Source organism: Aquimarina sp. BL5 (assembly GCF_003443675.1).
Taxonomy (GTDB): Bacteria; Bacteroidota; Bacteroidia; order Flavobacteriales; family Flavobacteriaceae; genus Aquimarina.
In genome coordinates, this window is record NZ_CP031963.1 from 2,076,822 (window position 1) to 2,098,001 (window position 21,180).

General features: G+C 32.9%; 22 protein-coding genes. 18 read left to right on the top strand and 4 right to left on the bottom strand.

The genetic code is table 11. The features are described 5' to 3' along the window. Positions 1 to 131: 131 nt before the first annotated feature. The 8 genes from D1818_RS08895 to D1818_RS08930 all read left to right on the top strand — a co-directional run bounded on the left by D1818_RS08895 (position 132) and on the right by D1818_RS08930 (position 7,316). Positions 132 to 1,667, top strand: a complete 1,536-nt coding sequence (locus D1818_RS08895) for a helicase HerA-like domain-containing protein (protein ID WP_118458099.1) — start codon at positions 132 to 134, stop codon at positions 1,665 to 1,667. 44 nt (positions 1,668 to 1,711) lie between these two features. After that, positions 1,712 to 2,278, top strand: coding sequence for a hypothetical protein (locus D1818_RS08900; RefSeq protein WP_118458101.1), 567 nt, complete (start codon positions 1,712 to 1,714; stop codon positions 2,276 to 2,278). An 18-nt stretch (positions 2,279 to 2,296) separates the two neighbouring features. Next, the gene (locus tag D1818_RS08905) at positions 2,297 to 2,665 is read left to right on the top strand and encodes a cupin domain-containing protein (RefSeq protein ID WP_118458103.1); all 369 of its coding nucleotides are present in this window, start codon (positions 2,297 to 2,299) and stop codon (positions 2,663 to 2,665) included. Beyond that, entirely contained in the window at positions 2,662 to 3,501 is an 840-nt protein-coding gene (locus D1818_RS08910) for an alpha/beta fold hydrolase (RefSeq protein ID WP_118458106.1), read from the top strand. The genes D1818_RS08905 and D1818_RS08910 overlap by 4 nt, the downstream gene beginning before the upstream one ends. Positions 3,502 to 3,523: 22 nt before the next feature. Continuing rightward, positions 3,524 to 4,390, top strand: coding sequence for a 23S rRNA pseudouridine(2604) synthase RluF (gene rluF / locus D1818_RS08915; RefSeq protein ID WP_118458108.1), 867 nt, complete (start codon positions 3,524 to 3,526; stop codon positions 4,388 to 4,390). Positions 4,391 to 4,404: 14 nt separating this feature from the next. Beyond that, positions 4,405 to 4,830 (top strand): VOC family protein, encoded by a 426-nt coding sequence (locus D1818_RS08920; RefSeq protein WP_118458110.1) that lies wholly within the window; start codon positions 4,405 to 4,407, stop codon positions 4,828 to 4,830. Between the two features lie 148 nt (positions 4,831 to 4,978). After that, positions 4,979 to 5,920, top strand: coding sequence for a sterol desaturase family protein (locus tag D1818_RS08925; RefSeq protein WP_118458112.1), 942 nt, complete (start codon positions 4,979 to 4,981; stop codon positions 5,918 to 5,920). Between the two features lie 31 nt (positions 5,921 to 5,951). Further along, a complete protein-coding gene (locus D1818_RS08930; RefSeq protein ID WP_118458115.1) occupies positions 5,952 to 7,316 on the top strand; it encodes an aldehyde dehydrogenase family protein in 1,365 nt (454 codons plus the stop codon). Here D1818_RS08930 and D1818_RS08935 read toward each other — a convergent pair. Next, positions 7,306 to 8,679, bottom strand: coding sequence for an NAD(P)/FAD-dependent oxidoreductase (locus D1818_RS08935; protein ID WP_118458117.1), 1,374 nt, complete (start codon positions 8,677 to 8,679; stop codon positions 7,306 to 7,308). The genes D1818_RS08930 and D1818_RS08935 overlap by 11 nt on opposite strands. Positions 8,680 to 8,832: 153 nt before the next feature. After that, entirely contained in the window at positions 8,833 to 9,633 is an 801-nt protein-coding gene (locus D1818_RS08940) for a bifunctional 2-polyprenyl-6-hydroxyphenol methylase/3-demethylubiquinol 3-O-methyltransferase UbiG (RefSeq protein ID WP_118458119.1), read from the bottom strand. Between the two features lie 189 nt (positions 9,634 to 9,822). Between D1818_RS08940 and D1818_RS08945 the strand changes: the two genes are divergently transcribed. The 9 genes from D1818_RS08945 (at position 9,823) to D1818_RS08985 (ending at position 17,611) form a co-directional block, all read left to right on the top strand. Further along, the gene (locus D1818_RS08945) at positions 9,823 to 11,211 is read left to right on the top strand and encodes an ATP-binding protein (RefSeq protein ID WP_118463625.1); all 1,389 of its coding nucleotides are present in this window, start codon (positions 9,823 to 9,825) and stop codon (positions 11,209 to 11,211) included. Positions 11,212 to 11,219: 8 nt separating this feature from the next. Continuing rightward, positions 11,220 to 12,056 (top strand): aldo/keto reductase, encoded by an 837-nt coding sequence (locus D1818_RS08950; RefSeq protein ID WP_118463627.1) that lies wholly within the window; start codon positions 11,220 to 11,222, stop codon positions 12,054 to 12,056. 21 nt (positions 12,057 to 12,077) lie between these two features. Beyond that, complete coding sequence (locus D1818_RS08955; RefSeq protein ID WP_118458121.1) at positions 12,078 to 13,742, top strand: response regulator; 1,665 nt, start codon at positions 12,078 to 12,080, stop codon at positions 13,740 to 13,742. A gap of 1 nt (position 13,743) precedes the next feature. Further along, entirely contained in the window at positions 13,744 to 14,025 is a 282-nt protein-coding gene (locus D1818_RS08960; protein ID WP_118458123.1) for a UBP-type zinc finger domain-containing protein, read from the top strand. A 406-nt stretch (positions 14,026 to 14,431) separates the two neighbouring features. Next, positions 14,432 to 14,905: a hypothetical protein gene (locus tag D1818_RS08965; protein ID WP_118458125.1), complete on the top strand. Its 474-nt coding sequence runs from the start codon at positions 14,432 to 14,434 to the stop codon at positions 14,903 to 14,905. Positions 14,906 to 14,933: 28 nt separating this feature from the next. Further along, positions 14,934 to 15,305 carry a DoxX family membrane protein gene (locus D1818_RS08970; RefSeq protein ID WP_118458127.1) on the top strand — a complete coding sequence of 124 codons (372 nt, stop codon included), beginning with the start codon at positions 14,934 to 14,936 and terminating at the stop codon, positions 15,303 to 15,305. A gap of 467 nt (positions 15,306 to 15,772) precedes the next feature. After that, complete coding sequence (locus D1818_RS08975) at positions 15,773 to 16,321, top strand: carboxymuconolactone decarboxylase family protein (protein ID WP_118458129.1); 549 nt, start codon at positions 15,773 to 15,775, stop codon at positions 16,319 to 16,321. A gap of 56 nt (positions 16,322 to 16,377) precedes the next feature. Next, complete coding sequence (locus D1818_RS08980; RefSeq protein WP_118458131.1) at positions 16,378 to 16,746, top strand: cupredoxin domain-containing protein; 369 nt, start codon at positions 16,378 to 16,380, stop codon at positions 16,744 to 16,746. 151 nt (positions 16,747 to 16,897) lie between these two features. Then, entirely contained in the window at positions 16,898 to 17,611 is a 714-nt protein-coding gene (locus tag D1818_RS08985) for a hypothetical protein (RefSeq protein WP_118458134.1), read from the top strand. A gap of 18 nt (positions 17,612 to 17,629) precedes the next feature. Here D1818_RS08985 and D1818_RS08990 read toward each other — a convergent pair whose 3' ends face one another. Further along, positions 17,630 to 18,793 carry an MFS transporter gene (locus tag D1818_RS08990; protein WP_118458136.1) on the bottom strand — a complete coding sequence of 388 codons (1,164 nt, stop codon included), beginning with the start codon at positions 18,791 to 18,793 and terminating at the stop codon, positions 17,630 to 17,632. Positions 18,794 to 18,930: 137 nt separating this feature from the next. Between D1818_RS08990 and D1818_RS08995 the strand changes: the two genes are divergently transcribed. Then, positions 18,931 to 19,779 carry an AraC family transcriptional regulator gene (locus tag D1818_RS08995; protein WP_118458138.1) on the top strand — a complete coding sequence of 283 codons (849 nt, stop codon included), beginning with the start codon at positions 18,931 to 18,933 and terminating at the stop codon, positions 19,777 to 19,779. Here the strand turns inward: D1818_RS08995 and kynU are convergent. After that, positions 19,771 to 21,069: a kynureninase gene (gene kynU / locus D1818_RS09000; RefSeq protein ID WP_118458140.1), complete on the bottom strand. Its 1,299-nt coding sequence runs from the start codon at positions 21,067 to 21,069 to the stop codon at positions 19,771 to 19,773. The two genes, D1818_RS08995 and kynU, sit on opposite strands and share 9 nt — an antisense overlap. Positions 21,070 to 21,180: the final 111 nt, after the last annotated feature.

Consider the following 21,180-nt stretch of genomic DNA (forward strand, 5'->3'; position numbering starts at 1 on the left):
TATAAAAGTAAACTATAATTTTCTACACCTCTTCTTATTGAATTAAAAATTATAAATTTATCCAAAACAAAATCATATTCATTTCGATAGAATACGTAAGATTCCTATTTTTATCAAAATTTACATCAACTATGAGTAGTAATCAAGATTTTTTTGATCATATAAATAAAGGATATACTACCAAAGGTGATTTTATCGCCTTAGGTGCAGCAATGCATAATGGAGAAACCGTAACAGATGCTCACGTTAAGATTCCGCTAAAAACATTAAATAGACATGGACTTATCGCAGGTGCTACTGGAACTGGTAAAACTAAAACACTACAAGTTCTCGCAGAGAACCTAAGTGAAAAAGGTATACCTGTTCTTCTTATGGATATTAAAGGAGATCTTAGTGGACTAGCTGCAGCAAGTCCTGGCCATCCAAAAATTGATGAACGACACGAAAAAATAGGAATTCCATTTGAAGCAAAAGATTTTCCTGTAGAAATTCTTTCTTTATCAGAACAAGATGGAGTTCGACTTAGAGCAACCGTAAGTGAATTCGGCCCAGTTTTGTTTTCCAGAATACTAGATGTTACCGAAACGCAAGCTGGTATTATTTCTATTATTTTTAAATATTGTGATGACCATAAATTACCATTATTAGATCTAAAAGATCTTAAGAAAGTTCTTCAGTTCGCTACTCGAGAAGGAAAAGAAGAATTAGAAAAAGATTATGGAAGAATTTCTACAGCATCTACAGGCTCTATACTTCGTAAAATAGTGGCATTAGAACAACAAGGAGCCGATGTCTTTTTTGGAGAACGATCTTTTGATGTACAGGATTTATGCAGAGTTGATGATGATGGTAGAGGTTTTATCAATATTCTGCGTCTAACAGATATACAGGATAGGCCCAAACTGTTTTCTACATTTATGCTTAGTCTTCTGGCAGAAGTGTATAGCACATTTCCAGAACAAGGAGATAGCGGAAGACCGGAATTGATAATTTTCCTAGATGAAGCACATTTGATATTCAAGCAAGCTTCTAACGCATTAATGGATCAAATAGAAAGTATCGTAAAATTAATACGTTCTAAAGGGGTTGGTCTTTATTTCGTTACTCAGAATCCAACAGATGTTCCAGAAGGTGTTTTAGGCCAATTAGGACTTAAAGTTCAGCACGCATTAAGAGCATTTACAGCAAAAGATCGTAAAGCTATCAAACTCACAGCAGAGAACTATCCAATTTCTGAATATTATGACACTAAAGAAGTATTAACATCGTTAGGTATTGGAGAAGCTTTGGTATCTGCTCTTGATGAAAAAGGCCGTCCAACTCCGCTTGCAGCAACGATGCTAAGAGCTCCAATGAGTAGAATGGATATCCTTTCGGAAAGTGAATTGAAAAATTTATTAAAAAAATCTACACTTTCTAAAAAATATAATGAAGATATTGATAGAGAAAGTGCTTACGAAATTTTAAATGAAAAAATAGAAAAAGCTGAAGCAGAAGAAGCTAAAGCTGCTGCAAAAAAGGAACGCGAAAAACTAAATCGAAAATCGTCAAGTTCACGCTCTGGAAGTAGAAGATCCAGCACTACTGAAAAAGCTGTCATTAAAGTACTGACAAGTGCTACCTTTATTAGAGGTGCATTAGGAGTTCTAAATAAATTATTGCGCTAAACACAACACAAATCTTTGTTTAATCTTGAGATAATTACCTTATTATGTCTAAAAAAATTAGCTGCCTTTTACTTATTTGTATAACGATACTAAGTTGTCAGAAAGACAAAAAGCAAGATCCTTTCGAAATTTCTTATAATCGAATAGGAAAACTTACCAATACCATAAAAGTAAATCAATTAGATTCAATCTACGCAAGTGATTCTATTGTAAAAATGTCTAAAAACAGTCAATTCTTAAATGTTTCTAACACGATTGAAATTTATGAAAAAGGTGGAGCAAAACTATTAACACTAGAACCTAAAAAAGAAAACGATCCATCATCAGTTATCGAAAGTATTCAGATTATCGATCCCAGATATAAAACTGTATCAGGGTTATCCGTGGATGGAGTTTTTAAAGATATTAAAGACAACTACAGTATTACCAAAATTAATAATACATTAAGTGCAGCAGTTATATTTGTTGATAGCATACAAGCATCTATAACTATTGATAAAAAAGAATTACCAAGCGAACTTAAGTTTACTACTGATAAAAAAATTGAAGCTTCGCAAATACCTGACTCTGCTACAATTAAGCATTTCATCATCAACTGGGATGCTAATTAAATTTTGACGATTAGTCCTATGAGTAAAAAATATCAAATTCAGAAATCACCATTTGTTGTACCCACTACAGATGGAAAATTAATAGAAGAGCATTTTGGAAAAGCAACGGACGGTAATGCTCAGGTAAGTATTGCACATATGATTGCGCCTCCAGGTTGGAGCGAACCATTCCAAACACCTGAATTTGATGAATACACTTATATAATTAGTGGAAAAAAACAGTTTATTATAGATGGAGAAAAGATAGTTCTAGAATCTGGGCAGTCGATTAAAATTGAAAAAAACACTAGAATCCAATATGCTAACCCTTTCGAGTCCGCTTGTGAGTATATTTCGATTTGCCTTCCTGCATTTTCTATAGAGTCCGTACATAGAGAAGAATTATGAAGGAAAAGTTAAAAAAGTACATCCCGATTTTGATCGGAAAACGACTTTTACTCCTGTTTTTTTTAAATAAAAAAAAAGCATTACATAAAGCCTATATTTTATTCTCTACACCACTAAAAGGAAAAGTATTACCTGATCAGGAATATTTTCTGGAAGAAGCGGAAGATGAAGTTATTTCTGTAAATGGAAATTATCTACAAACCTACCGTTGGCCTAATATGGGAGAAACGATATTAATGGTACACGGATGGGATAGTAATAGTCATCGATGGAAAACACTTATAGAAAAACTACATCAAAAAAACTATAACATTATAGCTTTTGATGCTCCTGCACATGGCAATTCTTCTGGAAAAACACTTAGTGTTCCTTTATATGCAGAATGCCTCCAAAAAATAGTAGAACTGTACCGCCCTAATTATATTATTGGCCATTCTGTCGGTGGAATGACTACTATATTTCATCAGTTTAAATTTCCTAATCTAGAAATAGAAAAACTAGTTGTATTAGCACCTCCAACAGAATTATCGGTGATTATGGAAGGGTATCAAAAAACACTCAAACTATCCGATAGATTTATGGAGGCCTTAAGTCAATATTTTAAAGATCAATTTGGGTTCCATTTTGAAGAATTTTCTATTGCGGAATTTGCAAAAAAGCTAAAACATCCAGGGTTACTTATACACGATAAGCACGATGATATAGCTCCACATTCTGGTGCCGAGAAGATTCATAAAAACTGGACTAATGCAAAATTCATCACCACAGAAGATTTTGGACACTCTTTATTTTTTGATGAAGTAGATGATATGATCATTGATTTTTTGAAAGATTAAATTTTATGATCACCTTTGCATTGTGGAAAACTCTAATCTTACAAGACTCAATAAATTTCTTAGCGAAGTTGGATACTGTTCTCGAAGAGAAGCAGATAAACTGATTGATCAAGGTCGCGTAACTATAAACGGTAAAGTACCCGAAATGGGCACGAAAGTGGCTCTGGGAGATGAAGTAAGAGTTGATGGTGAAGTCATCAACAAGCCTAAAGAAAAACACGTATATCTTGCTTTTCATAAACCTGTTGGAATCGTTTGTACCACCGCACAAAATGAAAAAGATAATATTATTGATTATATCAATTATCCCAAACGTATTTTCCCTATTGGTCGTTTAGATAAACCTAGTGAAGGTCTGATTCTACTAACGAGTGATGGAGATATCGTTAATAAGATACTGAGAGCCAGAAATAATCACGAAAAGGAATATATTGTTACTGTAAACAAATTAATCAGTCCCCAATTCATTAAAAGAATGGGAAACGGTATTCCTATTTTAGATACTGTAACTCGTAAATGCGAAGTTGAACAGATCAATAAATATGATTTTAGAATCGTACTTACTCAAGGCTTAAATAGACAGATTAGAAGAATGTGTGAATATCTTGGGTATGAAGTAATACGATTGAAACGGATTCGCATTATGAATATCAGTTTAGATACTCGGATAGGAGAATGGCGATACTTAACCGAAAAAGAATTACAGATCATCAATACCGATGTCGGAGACTCCAGTAAAACCGAAGAAGCTTCTCAAATTGATGAAAAACCAAAAAAAACGAAGCAAGCTCCAAAACGATTTAATGTAAAAAGTAACATCAAACGAAATGCTGCTTCGAGAGGTTCCGAAACTTCGAAAAAAAGAAAACGAAGCGATAGAAACCGCTAAATAAATAATAACACATGGAAAAACTTTCTCCTTTTCATCTAGCAATCCCCGTTGATAACTTAAATCTTGCCAGAGATTTTTATAATAACACATTAGAACTGGATGAAGGTAGAAGCAGTGATCACTGGGTGGACTTTAACTTTTTTGGGCATCAATTAGTGATACATCATAAACAAAAATCAAATTCTGACACTGCACATCATAATAGTGTTGACGGCAAAGAAGTACCTGTGCCTCATTTCGGTATTATTTTAGAATGGGAAATATGGCAAAATTTTGCCAATATGCTTTCTGAAAAAAACGTAAAATTCGTAATTGAGCCGTATATAAGATTTAAAGGAGAAGTTGGAGAACAAGCTACTATGTTTTTTTGCGATCCTTGCGGAAATGCGCTAGAATTCAAATCATTTAAAGATCCATCTCAGATTTTTTCGAAATAGTATTATCAAAAATTTTGGATTACAACATCTTCGTTATAGTAAACAATCGTTAAAAATGTACTTTTTTTTATTTAAAAAAGTAAAATGTTAAAGTTATACTGCAAATTCTTATTATATTCTGCCCCAATTAGAATACAACAAAAATAAAATGGATTTTATACAGCCCCTAAAGTATGGTGTACCTTTGTTTCTGGTACTTATCGTGGTAGAATTAGCATATAGTAAACATCATGATGAGCATAAAAACTTATATAACTGGAAGGATTTATCTGCCAGTTTCACAATGGGTCTTGGATCCGCATTTTTAGGACCTTTTCTGAAGACGGTTTTTTCGGTAGTCCTATTTACGTTTATGTACAACCTTTTTAACCCAGAAGTTAATGGCATTCGCACTAATATTATGGGTTGGGAATCTTTTAGTTATGCGTGGTATGTATGGCTACTATGTCAATTAGCCGATGATTTTACATATTATTGGTTTCATAGACAAAATCATATGGTAAGAGCACTCTGGGCAGCTCATATTGTTCATCATTCATCCGATAACTTTAATCTCGGAACGGCTGTTCGTAATGGATGGTTCACTCTTTTATACAAACCTTTGTTTTATATGTGGATGCCAATTGTAGGGTTTCCTCCAGAAATGGTTATTGTTTGTCTTGGTATAGAAGCATTATGGCAATTTCAATTACATTCTGTATTTATTCCAAAAATGGGATTTATAGAAAAGATTTTTAATACACATACAATGCATCAGGTACACCATGCCAAGAATGTAGAATATATGGATAAGAATCACGGAGGATTCTTGAATATTTTTGATAAGATATTCGGAACCTGGAAAGAACTAGATGATGATATTGAAGTACAATACGGAGTAACACATGCTCCAAACTCTTATAACCCTTGGGTCATTCTTACACATGAGTATAAAGACATATGGAATGACACTAAAAAATCTAAAAACTGGTATCATAAGTTCATGTACATTTTTGGTCCTCCAGGATGGAGTCATGACGGTAGCACACTCACTGTAAAACAAATGCAAAAACAACTCGAATTAGAGAAACGTATGAGCGTTGAATCGTAATTCATTTCTATAGTAAGTCTATATTCCTGTTATGAATTATCAAGAAATCATTAATACTCAAAAGGCTTTTTTTAATACAAACACTACTAAGGATATATCTTTTAGAGTTAAGGAATTAAAGCGTTTAAAAAGTGTTCTACAAAAAAGTGAGGAACTATTATATCAAGCTATTTATCAAGATTTTAAAAAATCAAAATACGAAACTTACACCACGGAGTTAGCTATTATTTATCATGAGATTGATCTTGCACTGGTAAGTATTAAGAAATGGTCTAAAAGAAAAAGTGTTTCTACAGGGCTAGCAAACCTTCCAGGAAGAAGCTATATTATACCAGAACCCTTTGGGACTGTATTAGTAATGGGAGCGTGGAATTATCCTTATCAATTATCAATAGTTCCTGCGATAGCTGCAATAGCAGCAGGTTGTACGGTTATTCTTAAACCAAGTGAGATTCCATCAAATTCTTCTTCTGTAATGGCTAAGATTATAGGTGAAAATTTTGACTCTAAGTTTTTTAAAGTAATCGAAGGAGGTGTAAAAGAGACCACTGAATTATTAAAGATCAAGTTTGATAAAATCTTTTTTACCGGAAGCATTCAAGTGGGTAAAATCGTCTATCAGGCCGCAGCCAAACATCTTACTCCCGTTACCTTAGAATTAGGAGGAAAAAGCCCTGCTATTATTACAAAAGATGTTAATATTGATATGACCGCCAAACGTTTAGTTTGGGCAAAATTTTTAAACACAGGTCAGACATGCATAGCTCCAGACTATATCATGGTAGCGTCTTCGGTACAAGACCAATTATTACTGGCGATCAAAAAACATATAGAAAGTGCTGATTATAAAATAGAAAATCAAAATTACACTCAAATTGTAAATCAAAAAAACTTCGAAAGATTACAAAATTTTATTGAAGAAGATAAAGTATATTTTGGAGGTCACTGCGATGCTGAGACTAGAGTCATATCTCCTACAGTTATGAGTGGAGTTACATTCTCCGACAAAGTAATGCAAGAAGAGATTTTTGGTCCTATTCTTCCCGTTATATCCTTTGACGATTTAGATAATGCCATTGCGGATATTAAAACGCTGTCAAAACCTTTATCTTGTTATATTTTTACTAAAAATAAAGCAGTGAAAAATAAAATCCTAAATGAAATATCATTTGGTGGTGGAGCTGTAAATGATGCGGTTATGCATTTTATGGAACAAAACCTCCCATTTGGAGGTGTTGGAGATAGCGGTATGGGTAATTACCATGGTAAAGCAGGATTCGAAACATTCTCTCATTATAAAAGTATTTTGCAAAAATCCTTTTTAATAGAATTAAATCTTAAATACTCACCTTATACAAGTTCTAAGTTAAAATGGTTGAAGAGACTTATTGGGTAATACTTTTAGTATTGATCTTATAAATATCTAAACGGTTTATAATTTCTTGCGATACCTCATCAGTATCCCAAATATCCTCAATATTATCAAGCTTCATGACCTCATCCATAACCTTAGCCTGTTGGTCACCAATATCCAGTGCCTCGGCATAAGGTCTATTAGTAAACGTTACTCTAGTATAAAGTGGAATCCATTTATCAGGATATTTTTCAGAGAATCGTTTTTCTATTTTCTTTCTTAAAATAAACTCTGGATCGGCAGTTTTACTGCTCATTTCCATAAAATTACGATAAGAAAGCTCTGCTATAGCATCTGCATTTGGTTTTCGGGATTCCTGATATTTTTCAAAAATCTCTTGCCAATTCTCCCCTCTATATGCTTCAATAATATCATCCAGCACCGAAATATCCTCAAAACCAGCATTGATCCCTTGTCCATAAAATGGCACAATTGCATGAGCAGAATCGCCAACCAAAGCTACTTTATCCCAATATGTCCAGGGGTAGCATTTCATTGTAACCAAAGCACTCGTAGGGTTATTCTTAAAATCCTTAAGCAACGTAGGCATGAATTCTATAGTATCAGGAAAATGTAGTTTCCAGAATTCTATTACTTCATCATCATTGGTCAAACTCTCAAAAGAATTTTCGCCTTCATGAGGCATAAATAAAGTACACGTAAAACTACCGTCTAAGTTGGGCAATGCAATTAACATAAACTTCCCTCTTGGCCATATATGCAATGAGTTTTTATCAAGTTTATGTGTCCCATCCGTATTAGCAGGTATCCCTAGTTCTTTATACCCTGCATCCAGAAAATCCTGAGAATAATCAAATCTACTTCTTCTCTGCATTTTATGTCTTACTCTTGAGAAAGCCCCATCACAGCCAAAAATCATATCGTATTGATACTCTTTCCATTCGCCTTTTTCTGTTTCTCCTGTGTATATTTTAGCTTCGGGTAAGTTTACATCCCATACTTTTTCATTAAATCTAAATACAACACCAGATTCTTCTGCCAGAGTAATCATTTTGCGATTTAATACTCCTCTAGAAATAGAATAGATAGCCTCCCCTTCTTTACCATAATATTGATGATATTCGGACTGACCATTAACGTGCATGGTTCTTTTACCCATTGGAATTGCCAGTTTTCTGATTTCTTCTCCAATACCAACCCTATCCAATGCTTTCCAACCTCGAACAGACATCGCAAGATTAATAGAACGACCGCTAAATTGGATTTGTCTAATATCTGGTCTTCTGTCAAATACTGTGACTTGGTGATTACGCTTTCTTAGATAAATTGCTAATAGTGAACCAGCTAAACCACTTCCTACAATAGCTATGTTTTTTGTTTGCATACTTTTTTAATGATTCCAGTTTGTCAAAGTATGAATAGGAACTAAGTCATAAGATCCGAGTCTTAATGTCCTTGACAAACCAGCTCTATATATTTTAGAGCTTATGCAAACATTAAAACCTTTAACAAATGTAAAAAAATTATCAAAGAATTGTTACTTAAATGCTTTAATCGCAAACAGTAGTGGAAATAATTTATCAGAACTCTCAAACATTCCATTTTTATTCTCTGTCAAATTAGGAAAAACATCATACGGTGATTCATCATATTCTCTAAGGTATTCAATGGTTAATCCAGCTTCGGATAATGCCGAAACAACTTCTCCCAAACCATGATTCCAACCATATTCTTTACTGATCATTTTAGAACTCGTATCCGCATACGTGCCTTCATATTCTTCATAGATGGCTTCTTTCTGATGATATCCATACTTAATCTTAGGAGTTCCTTCGAGATAGTCAAACATCCAAACGATCGGATGAAACTCTACTATATAAAAAACACCTCCTGTTTTCAATTTCTCGGCAATCATCTTACCCCAAGGTTTTAAATCTGGTAACCATCCAATAACACCATAACTGGTAAATACAATATCAAACTGATCTTTTATATAATCTGAAGTATCTAGAACATTACAACATATAAAATCGGCATCTAACTGTAATTCTGTAGTTAATTGTTTTGCCAATTCGATACCTTTTTCAGAAAGATCTACACCAATACATTTTGCTCCCATCCTACTCCAGCTTAATGTATCTTGACCAAAATGACATTGTAAATGTAATAGTGATTTCCCAGAAACATCACCTAATCCTTCTAATTCAAATTGCTTCAACGAAGTTTTACCTTTTCGAAATAATTCCAAATCATAAAAATTACTAGATGCATGAACCGCTACTTTCTCATTCCAGGTTGCTTGGTTAGTTTTAAAATACTTTTGAAATTCCTTAGACATCATCTTTTTATTTAATGGTTTCTAAATATAACTAATCATTACAAATCTTACCTCATTATCTCCTTTTAGATAAACAAATCATAAAAAATTAGCGTTTAATTTTTTATAGGCTAAATTTTATAAAAACCTTAAGACTTCTAGTCATCTCAGGTATTGCAAGGAGGTTTTTTATTAACTAATTTTAAACTAATGAAACCTACCACACAAAACCTTCAGCAAATCCCAGAGTTTATTCAGGTTCCAGATGATCAATTACAATGGTTAATTGACAAATCTTATGTAGAAATTTTAAAACAAGGTGAGTATCTTTTTCAGAAAGGTGATCCCATTGATAAACTTTTTATTGTTCTGGAAGGAAAGATTGAGATTAAAGTTGAACAAAATGGAAACTACAAGCATGTAGCCTTAATGGATACAAATCAAATCGGTGGATTACTTCCTTTTTCAAGAGCTAGTTCCGCCTTAGGCTTTGGAGAAGTACTAGAAGATAGCGATGTTTTAGTCCTCAAAAAATCCTGTTTCAAAGAAATGATCTCCAATCATTATGAACTTACTGAAACATTGGTACATAAAATGACCTCTCGAGTCAGAGAGTTTACCAAAGATAATGTCCAGGCAGAAAAAATGATGTCACTAGGAAAATTATCTGCGGGATTGGCACATGAGCTTAATAACCCTGCTTCTGCTATGGTACGAAGTGCCAAAGCGCTAAAGGAACATCTAGGTAATGTTCCTGAAAAGTTTAAAAGAGTCGTTTCTATTAGAGCTACGGATAAAGAAATAGATGTTATCAATACTATTCTTTTTGAGAAACTAAATAATCGCCCAGAAAATAATATGAAACTCACTGAGCGTAATGAAAAAGAAGATGAACTAGAAGAATGGTTAGAAGATCATGGTGTAAACAATAGTTACGAATTGACAGAGACATTGTTAGACTTCTGTATGGATATAGAAGCAATGGAAGAAGTTTATAAAGCTACAGGTGACAAAAACTTTCCTAGTGCAATCGAATGGATTGAAAATGTATTAACCACAGAAAAAATGGTTGATGAAATTGACGAAGCTTCTGATAGGATATCCAATCTGGTAGGCTCTATTAAAAGTTATACACATATGGATCGCGCTCCCGAAAAAACCCCAACAGACATCCATATCGGTTTAAAAAGCACTCTTATCATGCTTAACCATAAACTGAAAAAGAAAAATATATCCTTAGAAAAAGATTTTCAAGAAAATCTACCAGAAGCAAGGGTTTTTGTTAGTGAAATTAATCAAGTCTGGACTAATCTCATTGATAATGCAGTTGATGCCATGGATCACTCTGGAGTTTTGAAAATAAAAACCTCTAAAGATCAAGAATTCCTAAAAGTGGAAATTATTGACAATGGCGAAGGGATTCCAGAAGAGCATCTGAACAATATTTTTGATCCTTTTTTTACCACCAAAGCTATTGGAGAAGGGACAGGAATGGGATTAGAAGTAGTGCAAAGAATTATTAATCAACATGAAGGTGATATTAGGGTAAAATCTAGAAAAGGAGAAACAATATTTACCGTTTGTTTACCGATCAATTAGTTAGAACAATGGAAACAATAACAGATATAAAAGGAACATTCCGGTTACACAACGGAATAGACATGCCGTATTTTGGATTAGGAGTGTATTTATCCGATAATGATCGAGAAGTAGTTAATGCGATTCAATGGGCTTTGGATACAGGATATCGCCATATTGATACTGCAAGTATTTATAAAAACGAAGAAGGTGTTGGGAAAGCCATACGCCAGAGTAATGTGTCTAGAGAAGAGATCTTTGTAGTAAGTAAAGTTTGGAATTCGGATCAAGGATATGAATCAACTCTTAAAGCTTTTGATAAAAGTCTAGAGAGATTACAACTAGATTATCTAGATCTCTATCTCATTCATTGGCCAGTTGAAGGAAAGTATATTGAAACCTGGAAAGCATTGGAAAAACTTTATAAAGATGGAAGGATAAAGGCCATAGGTGTTAGTAATTTTATGCAACATCATCTAGAAGACCTTATAGAAAATTCAGAAATAATACCAATGGTTAATCAAATGGAATTTCATCCATATTTGGTTCAACAGGACTTGATTGATTTTTGCAATAAACATAAAATCCGGTATGAAGCCTGGTCTCCAATGATGCAAGGAAAGATTTTTAAGCTTTCAATATTAGATAATTTGGCAAAAAAATATAATAAGACCGTCGCTCAAATTGTCCTGCGATGGAATTTGCAAAAGGGAGTTATCACCATACCTAAATCGGCTAAAAAAGAAAGAATTATATCTAATGCGGATCTTTTTAATTTTGAATTATCTCAGGAAGATGTAACCTATATTGATTCTCTAGATAGAAATCAAAGAACAGGACCAGATCCTGATAATTTTAATTTTTAGTCTGTTTTAAATTAAAAAACAATGAAAAAACCTATCATATTTGCCCTTGATGATGATCCTCAAGTTTTACGAGCTGTAACTCGCGATTTAAAATCAGAGTATCGAAAAGAATATCGGGTTATGAGCACAGAATCCGCCAATGATGCCTTAGAAGCTTTAGAAAATTTAAAAAAGAAAAATGAGGTTGTCGCTTTATTTCTAGTGGATCAAAGAATGCCTGAAATGCTAGGCGTAGAATTTCTCAAAAAAGCTAAACAATTTTTTCCGGATGCTAAAAAAGTACTGCTTACAGCATATTCTGATACCGATGCAGCTATTAGAGCTATTAATGATGTACAGCTAGATTATTATCTTACAAAACCTTGGAATCCACCAGAAGAAAAACTATATCCTACACTAAATGATTTATTAGATACTTGGCAAATAAATTTTCAACCAGAGTTTGATGGCATAAAAGTGGTTGGTTATCAATATTCTCCAAAATCTCATGACATTAAAGATTTTTTATCTGGCAATTTATTTCCTTTTCAATGGCTGGACGCAGAAACCAGTGATAAGGCTAAAGAAATCATTGAACTATATAAACTAGTACCAACTGACCTTCCAGTAATTTCGTTAGAAGATGGTAATTGTTATAAAAATCCTGATATAATAGAATTAGCTACTGCACTAGGTCTAAACGCTCATCCGCAAGACAATTTATATGATGTGGTAATTATTGGAGCAGGGCCCTCGGGATTAGCAGCTGCAGTTTATGGTGGGTCTGAAGGCCTAAAAACCTTACTTATAGAAAAACATGCTCCTGGAGGGCAAGCGGGAACCAGCTCTAGAATAGAGAATTATCTTGGATTTCCTAATGGATTAAGCGGCCAGGAATTAACACATCGTGCGATTACACAAGCTAAGCGATTCGGGATAGAGTTCTTGTCTCCCCAGGAAGTTACTTCAATTACAGAAAAAGATGGATATAAAAGTATTTTATTAGGTAATGGTGAATGTATCAGTGCTAAAAGTGTAGTCATCACAACTGGTGTAAACTATAGAAAGCTTGAAGCCGAAGGTATAGAAAATTATACTGGAGCAGGTATTTATTATGGCTCATCTATGACTGAAGCACAAGCCTGCGCCAATAAAGAAGTATATATTGTGGGGGGTGGCAACTCTGCAGGACAATCTGCAGTTTACCTTTCTAAATTTGCAAAGAATGTATATATCTCTGTTCGCAAAAAAGATCTTACCAGTAGTATGTCAAGCTATCTCATTGATCAAATCGATGCTATTGACAACATCACATTATTAGGTAATACCAATGTTACGAGAGCTCTAGGAGAAAAAGAAAGACTTACTGCACTAGAGCTAACAGATAGTATAACTTCTGAAACTAAAATAGTGGATGCAGATGCCTTATTCATATTTATAGGAGCAAAACCCTATACGGATTGGATTGCATTAGACATCATAAAAAATGAAAGAGGCTTTATTGAGACAGGAAGAGATCTCAATCGATATGATAATTTTAAAAAAATCTGGAAAAAAGATCGAGAACCCTTCTTACTAGAGACCTGTAGTCCAGGTATCTTTGCTTCTGGTGATGTCCGAGCTGGTGCGATGAACAGAGTGGCATCTGCTGTTGGTGAAGGTGCAATGGCCATAAAATTTGTACACGAATATTTAGCAGAAACATAATATGGGGTTTAAAACTAAAACTTGTAATCATCTTCAAAACTTAGATGTACAAAACATCAAAAAAACTAATAATTATGAATGCTCAGAATGCATAAAAACAGGAGGTAGTTGGGTACATCTTAGAACTTGTCAGGAGTGTGGAGTTACCTTATGCTGTGATTCGTCACCTAATAGACATGCTAGTAATCATTATGCAAATCATAACCATCCTGCAGTGATCTCCGCCGAACCTAATGAAAAATGGGCGTGGTGTTATGAACATAAGAGTTTTAAGAAATATTGAGGCTTACAAAACTAATATTTGAGATAATTAACTGTAAATTTGAATATTATAAAAAACAATTAAACTTTTTATAACATATTTTGTAATAGTTAATCCTTAAATTTATCATGAGATTATAAATCACAAATCGATATAAGCTTACAAAACTAATACACTTTATAGTTTATTGTTTTTCTTAAATATATCCGCATAGATAATTTTCAAAAACCGATAATGACGTATAATTTATATTAAAGAGTATGCCTACTTTTTTTTGTTACTTCAATTTACTTTTAATACCATAGGGAAGTATTGACAAGTAATAAGGAAAAAGAGATATTTTAATCTACATCTTTTAGCCCCAACTTTGTAGTGTAATAAATTAATTTACTAAACACATAAGTAATTTCGGGTAAAAAATATAGATATGAAAACTTTACATAAAAACATCACTGCAACTCTAACATTCGCTTTTTTTATCACAGTTTTTTCTGGACACTCACAGGAAAAAATGTACAATACTCAACTAGAAACTGTATATCTTAAAAACACCAAGGAAGTAGTTTACAAAAATACTTTTAGCAACTATAATGAAAGTTTAATAGCTTCTAATCAAATTAATTTCAAAAAAGAAATAAAAATTTCTAAGGGAAAAAACAACTCTTTACTTTTCGCTTCAAATAAAAACAATGTAGAATTAATGACAGCTTCATATCTGAAAACCATACGAAAAGCTGCAAATAGAAGTAGAGATACAGAGGAATTTCAGACTTTTCTAATAAACAATTTACCACAGTTATCACGTCAATTTACTATTGATAACAATCTTAAAGAATTGTATTTTATATCTAGAAAAGATACCTTTAATGGGAAAATAGACGCCTTACCCAGCGTTCTATAATAACAAACACAAACTCTAACATACTAAAATGAAGAATGCCTTACCCCTGGTATTGAGGATAATTGTTGCTATTATTCTCATACAAACCCTTAGATTTAAATTTACTGCTCATCCGGATAGTGTCTATATCTTTTCTAAAGTTGGCCTGGAGCCATACGGCAGAATAGTTATAGGAATTGCAGAACTAATAGCCGGTGTTTTACTATTAATCCCTAAAACCGTTTGGATCGGAGCTACATTAACTTTAGGAGTGATTGGTGGCGCCATCTTTATGCATATTACAAAATTGGGAATAGAAATTAATGATGATGGAGGAATCCTATTTATTACAGCAATGTTAACTTTTATTCTTAGCGCAATAATATTGTGGATTAAAAGAAAAGAGATCAAGTTTTTCTAAATAAAAAAAACTTAAAATATAAGATTATTAAAACCTCCTTAATTGGAGGTTTTTTTATGTCTAAGGAAAAATCGACAAGTAGTCGGGAAAAACTAACATTTCAGAAATTGCTCTATCACCCCATCTTTGTACTGTTAATTTAAAACAATATAAAATGATCACAAATAATAAGTCAATATTCAATTTAATAGAGATTTTCCGTCAAGGAAAAAGAAAAATAGTAAACACCTTAAATATCAAATCACATTGTGACCAAAGAAGTCATCATGATTTTTATTGTGATGCAGAAACACCACATATATAAGCTAAAAAATAACAGAAGGGAAAAATTGACAAGTAGTTGGGAAAAACCAACATTTCAGAATCAGTATTCCTATCGCATCTTTGCCTTATCAAATTAAAAGATAATTAAAACAAAAATATAAACGAATCCTGAAGATAAATTTAGGATATTAAAAACAATAATTATGGCAACATTTAATGTACCAACAAGAGAAGAAGTAAATACTACAAATCAAGGAATTTTTGACAATCTTAATAGCGCACTTGGTTTCGTTCCAAATTTATATGCAACCTATGCGCATAGTGAAACTGCATTAGAAAATTATCTAAATCTATCCAATGCAAAAACCTCATTAAAAGCTAAGGAAAAAGAAGTAGTAAATTTAGCAGTGAGCGAAGTAAACAACTGTGTTTATTGTTTATCAGCACATACTGCAATTGGAAAAATGAACGGTTTTACTGATGAGCAAATACTAGAATTAAGAGCAGGATATGCTTCTTTTGACACTAAATTAGATGCTTTAGCAAAATTAGCTAAAAACATTACAGAAAACAGAGGTCGTACAGATCAGGATGTACTGGACAATTTCTTTGCTGCTGGATATAATAAAGGAAACTTAATTGATACTATTGTATTAGTAGGAGACAAAACAATTTCTAACTACATCCATAGCACAACAGAAGTTCCTGTAGATTTTCCTGTAGCACAACCACTCGAAAACGCAACTGTATAAATAACATTCAAAAAATTAATTTAAAAGAAAACCATTAACATATAAATTTTAAAATCATGAAAAAGTTAATCACATTATTCACATTTATTTTTGCAATTACATTAAGCGCATCAGCACAAGAAGTTAAAACAGTTTCTTTAGAGCAAACTAAAGGAGAGTTTACTCAGAAACAAGTTACCTTATCAGAAGGAAGTTATGTTTTCAATATTTCGAACAATAACTCGGGAACAGATGTAGGTTTTGTATTAGTACCTGCAGGGAAAGATGCTTCTGATCCTAAAAACCATATCCAAGCGGCGTATGTAACTAAAGTAGTTGCAGAAGGAAAAACAGAAAGTTCTAAAACAGTAACATTACAAAAAGGAGAGTATAATTACTTCTGTCCTTTAAATAAAACTCCACAATACAAATTGATTGTAGAGTAATTACATCAAAACAATTAAAAAAAGCTTCCATAACTAGGAAGCTTTTTTTTGTTGCGATAGAAAAATACTATTATATCTAAACCATAAAACCTTGTTAATTCAATTTAGCAAGGTTTTTGTTTTCTATATTTTAGCCAAAAATTAACTTAAGATGAAAAATATCATACTGTTATCCATATTTTCCTTATTTATGATTGCTTGTAAACAAGAAGCAAAAAAGGAATATAAATATGAAGATGATATAGAAATAAAAACCACTGAGACTACTAAAAATAAAATACTAACTACGGCAGAATCCATTGCAAACGCCAATGGCTTTGAACATTGGAAAAATGTAAACGAAATAAAATTCACTTTTAATGTAGATCGAGATAGTAGTCATTATGAGCGTTCTTGGAGTTGGAAACCTCAAAAAAATGAAATTACCTTAACCACTGCCAAAGACACTATCTCTTATAACAGAGCTCAAATAGATAGTACCTCGTTAAAAGCTGATCAAGGGTTTATTAATGATAAATATTGGTTATTAGCTCCGTTTAATTTGGTTTGGGATCAAGACAGTTTTACATCAGAACATCAGGTAAAAGCGGTTGCTCCAATCAGCAACAAGGAAATGCAAAAATTCACGATTGTATATAAAAACGAAGGAGGTTATACCCCTGGAGATGCATATGATTTTTATTTTGAAGGTGATTTTAAAATAAAAGAATGGGTATTTAGAGAAAAAAACAAGGAAGAAGCATCTTTAATAACTTCCTGGGAAGATTATGAAAACTTCAACGGAATTAAAATAGCAAAAACCCATAATAAAAATGAGGGTGATTGGAAACTTTATTTCACCAATATTGAAGTTCTTTTGAACTAATTCCAAATTTCATTTATATCATTTAGATACTCTTTTAGAGATAAAGAATGTAACTATTAATGCAATTACTGTTGCAATTAATAAAGTGGTAAAGCTAAGTTTTAGACTATCTATTCTGGATAATAGTCCCAAAAATGGAGGACTTATTAAAAATCCGAGATAACCAAAACCTGCAACAAAAGATATTCCTTCTGCAGAAGAAACACCATGGGTTTTTCCAGCTAACCTAAACAACTCCGGTATAATCACAGAAAACCCAAGACCTACTAATCCAAAGCCAATTACAGTTAGTATTAATGTAGAACTTAATACCGCAAAAAAACCAAAAGCACTGATTAAACAACCACCAATAATTATTACAAAGGATCCAAAATGTTTGCTTACTGCATCTCCAAAAAAACGCCCCAAGGTCATCATCAAAGAGAAAGCGACAAAACCAAATCCAGAAACCTTTTCTGAAGAGATGTTTACAATATCTTGCATGTAGAGTTTACTCCAATGCTCTATTGCTCCTTCACTACCCATAATTAAAAATGCAATGATAGTAAGCCCCAAAAGCGGCTTTATAAGTTTTGGATCAAAAGACTTTTTTGAACCCTCTTCTTTTTTTACTGTTATAGTGATATACTCCTTACAAACTAAGATATTTGTTATAATCACAAATAGTGAAGCACATAGCATATGAAATAGTGGAACCTGAAAATAGGCAATCAAAAAACTTCCAATACCAGCGCCAATAACTCCACCTAAGCTAAAAAACCCGTGAGATGCTGACATAATATGAATATCATCCTCTTGTTCAATATCCGATACCAGCGCATTCATTGCGATATCTGTTAAACAAGCAGATAAACCAACTACAAACAAGACTATACATAGTAGTAAATAACTTGGAGCTACTATGGGCATAAGAAATAACAAAGAAAATAGTGTGATTCCCATAAAAGTTACCTTTCCGACACCAAGTTTTTCTATGATTAAGGATGATAAAGGGATCATTATTAATGTCCCCAGTGCAAAACAAAAAAGTGCAATACCTAACTGTGCATCATCAATTAATAATTTTGCTCTCACCGCAGGAATATATAATACCCATGTACCGGTCATAATATTTAATGATGCAAAAACCCAAGCCGGTCCAAAGTATCGTAATTTTGTAATAATTAGGTATAAAGAATTCAAGATATTCTATTTAACATATTTACTATATATCAAAATTAGCTACAAAAACACCTTCATATTAATACAAAATATTCTAATACTAAGGTAATTTATTCATATTAATAAAATTAATCATATAAATATGATAATTTTGTCTTATGAAACCATCATACGAACAGATTTATCTAGATCAATCAAAATCTTTGAAAATAGAAAGCTATACCAAAGACTCTCTATGTAATAAAGTGAATTGGCATTTACATCCAGAATATGAGATAGTATTTATTAGAAACGGTAATGGAATAATTCAAGTTGAGTCAAATATTGAAAAATATCAGGAGGGATTGCTTATTTTTCTTGGACCAAACATGCCACATATGCCATTTGGGAATACCGATTTCGAGGATAACGTAGAAGTAGTTATTCAATTTAATGAAAGTTTTATCAAAGAAAAATTAACGCATTTTCCGGAGTTCTATAGTATCCTGGAGTTCATCCGGAATTCTCCTAAGGGCTGCCTTTTTTCTAAAGCAACCAAAGAAAAACTGTCCGCCTCTTTTTTAAAACTTTCAAACCAGAATAATGTAGAGAAGTTATTAAACTTTATGCATATCCTATATGATCTCTCTGTTTCTAATAATAGAAAACCAATTGTAACATCCAACCATCTCGAAATTGACAAAACGGCCTTACCAAGAATATCTAAGGTTTTCGATTTTGTAAATAAGAATTATGCAAAAAAAATTCAATCTAAAACTATTGCTAAACAATTAGGATTGACTACCAATTCATTTTGCAGAATGTTTAAATCGGCTACAAATAAAAGTTTTATTAGCTTCCTGAATGAATTTAGAATCAAAAAAGCACAGGAGCATTTCGAAAACAAGAATACTTCTATATCCGAAGTTTTATATGAATGCGGATTTAACGATCCATCTTATTTTTGCAAACAATTTAGAAAATACACTGGTGTTTCTCCTTCTATGTACATCAAGGAATTAAACTAAAGCATTGCTTTGCTTTTTTCCTAAAATTCCTTGTTTAAGGATCTGACCAAATTCATACATATCTTCATACGAGCAATAAAAAGGAGCTGGTGCTAATCTGATCACATTAGGTTCTCTCCAATCTGTAATCACACCGTTTTTCATCAAATAATCGAACAATTTTCGTCCTTCTCCATGAAGGAATACAGAGAGTTGTGTTCCTCGTTCTTCTTGATTTGATGGAGTAATGATTTCAAAAGTGCTATCTACTTCTCTGTCAATCTCTTTTAGTACAAATTCTAAATATGCTACAATTAGGTTTCGCTTTTCTATTAACGCATCCATACCAACCTCATCAAACAATTCTAACGAGGCTAAATAGGGGGCTAAAGATAAAATGGGCGCATTACTCAATTGCCAAGCATCTGCATTAGGCATTGGTTCAAATTCTGGTTTCATAAGAAACCTAGATTCCTTTTTAGTCCCCCACCAGCCTTCGAAGCGAGGAATATCTTTTCTGTCATGAAACCGTTCATGTATAAAACATCCCGAAGCATTTCCAGGCCCACTATTCATATATTTATAACTACACCAAGATGCAAAATCTACATCCCAATCATGAAGTTTTAGCTCAATATTACCTGCTCCGTGTGCTAGATCCCAACCTACAAATGCTCCGACATCATGACCTGCTTTGGTTATTGTTTCCATATCGAAAACCTGACCTGTATAATAATTAACTCCACCTATCAAAACTAAGGCACACTCTTCTCCGACGGATTTGATCGTAGAGAGGATATCTTCTATCCTAAAATTATGCTCTCCTTTACGCTTTTTAATTTCTACAATAGCATCATCTGGATCATATCCATGAAACCGAACCTGGCTTTGTAACATGTACTGATCACTAGGAAAAGCTTTTTCTTCGCAGATGATCTTGTATCTTTTTCCCTTAGGTCTGTAGAATGAAACCATCAACAAATGAAGATTTACTGTTAGCGTATTCATCACAGTAATTTCTGAAGGTTTAGCACCAACTACTTTACTTAGTGGTTTTGCCATTCGCTCATGATAATCCCACCAAGACTTATTAGCATAAAAATGACCTTCTACAGCAAGTTCTGCCCAATCTTTCATTACTTCATCAACGTACTTCTTTGTGTTTTGAGGCTGGAGTCCTAAAGAATTTCCTGTAAAATATATGACTTGTTTATCATTCACCTTAGGAAAAAGGAATTGGCTTCTATAAGATTTCAGTGGATCTTGTTCGTCTAATTTCTTAGCAAATTCTCGATTATTTTCGAATTGCATTTTTTAGTTTTGATTCAAAAATACATATTAGAACCGAGATTATATAATCTTTTAAAAACCACCCCGGAAAGGTGGGGAAAATTACAACATAATTACTATCTTCATACTAAC

Bases quoted from the DNA above. Each gene is read 5' to 3' on its own strand.
- D1818_RS08930 (WP_118458115.1), top strand. From the start codon at position 5,952: ATGAATTATCAAGAAATCATTAATACTCAAAAGGCTTTTTTTAATACA.
- D1818_RS08965 (WP_118458125.1), top strand. From the start codon at position 14,432: ATGAAAACTTTACATAAAAACATCACTGCAACTCTAACATTCGCTTTT.
- D1818_RS08945 (WP_118463625.1), top strand. From the start codon at position 9,823: ATGAAACCTACCACACAAAACCTTCAGCAAATCCCAGAGTTTATTCAG.
- D1818_RS08910 (WP_118458106.1), top strand. From the start codon at position 2,662: ATGAAGGAAAAGTTAAAAAAGTACATCCCGATTTTGATCGGAAAACGA.
- D1818_RS08935 (WP_118458117.1), bottom strand. From the start codon at position 8,679: ATGCAAACAAAAAACATAGCTATTGTAGGAAGTGGTTTAGCTGGTTCA.
- D1818_RS08920 (WP_118458110.1), top strand. From the start codon at position 4,405: ATGGAAAAACTTTCTCCTTTTCATCTAGCAATCCCCGTTGATAACTTA.
- kynU (WP_118458140.1), bottom strand. From the start codon at position 21,069: ATGCAATTCGAAAATAATCGAGAATTTGCTAAGAAATTAGACGAACAA.
- D1818_RS08975 (WP_118458129.1), top strand. From the start codon at position 15,773: ATGGCAACATTTAATGTACCAACAAGAGAAGAAGTAAATACTACAAAT.
- D1818_RS08925 (WP_118458112.1), top strand. From the start codon at position 4,979: ATGGATTTTATACAGCCCCTAAAGTATGGTGTACCTTTGTTTCTGGTA.
- D1818_RS08895 (WP_118458099.1), top strand. From the start codon at position 132: ATGAGTAGTAATCAAGATTTTTTTGATCATATAAATAAAGGATATACT.
- D1818_RS08900 (WP_118458101.1), top strand. From the start codon at position 1,712: ATGTCTAAAAAAATTAGCTGCCTTTTACTTATTTGTATAACGATACTA.
- D1818_RS08940 (WP_118458119.1), bottom strand. From the start codon at position 9,633: ATGTCTAAGGAATTTCAAAAGTATTTTAAAACTAACCAAGCAACCTGG.
- D1818_RS08995 (WP_118458138.1), top strand. From the start codon at position 18,931: ATGAAACCATCATACGAACAGATTTATCTAGATCAATCAAAATCTTTG.
- D1818_RS08955 (WP_118458121.1), top strand. From the start codon at position 12,078: ATGAAAAAACCTATCATATTTGCCCTTGATGATGATCCTCAAGTTTTA.
- D1818_RS08970 (WP_118458127.1), top strand. From the start codon at position 14,934: ATGAAGAATGCCTTACCCCTGGTATTGAGGATAATTGTTGCTATTATT.
- D1818_RS08980 (WP_118458131.1), top strand. From the start codon at position 16,378: ATGAAAAAGTTAATCACATTATTCACATTTATTTTTGCAATTACATTA.
- D1818_RS08905 (WP_118458103.1), top strand. From the start codon at position 2,297: ATGAGTAAAAAATATCAAATTCAGAAATCACCATTTGTTGTACCCACT.
- D1818_RS08950 (WP_118463627.1), top strand. From the start codon at position 11,220: ATGGAAACAATAACAGATATAAAAGGAACATTCCGGTTACACAACGGA.
- D1818_RS08960 (WP_118458123.1), top strand. From the start codon at position 13,744: ATGGGGTTTAAAACTAAAACTTGTAATCATCTTCAAAACTTAGATGTA.
- D1818_RS08985 (WP_118458134.1), top strand. From the start codon at position 16,898: ATGAAAAATATCATACTGTTATCCATATTTTCCTTATTTATGATTGCT.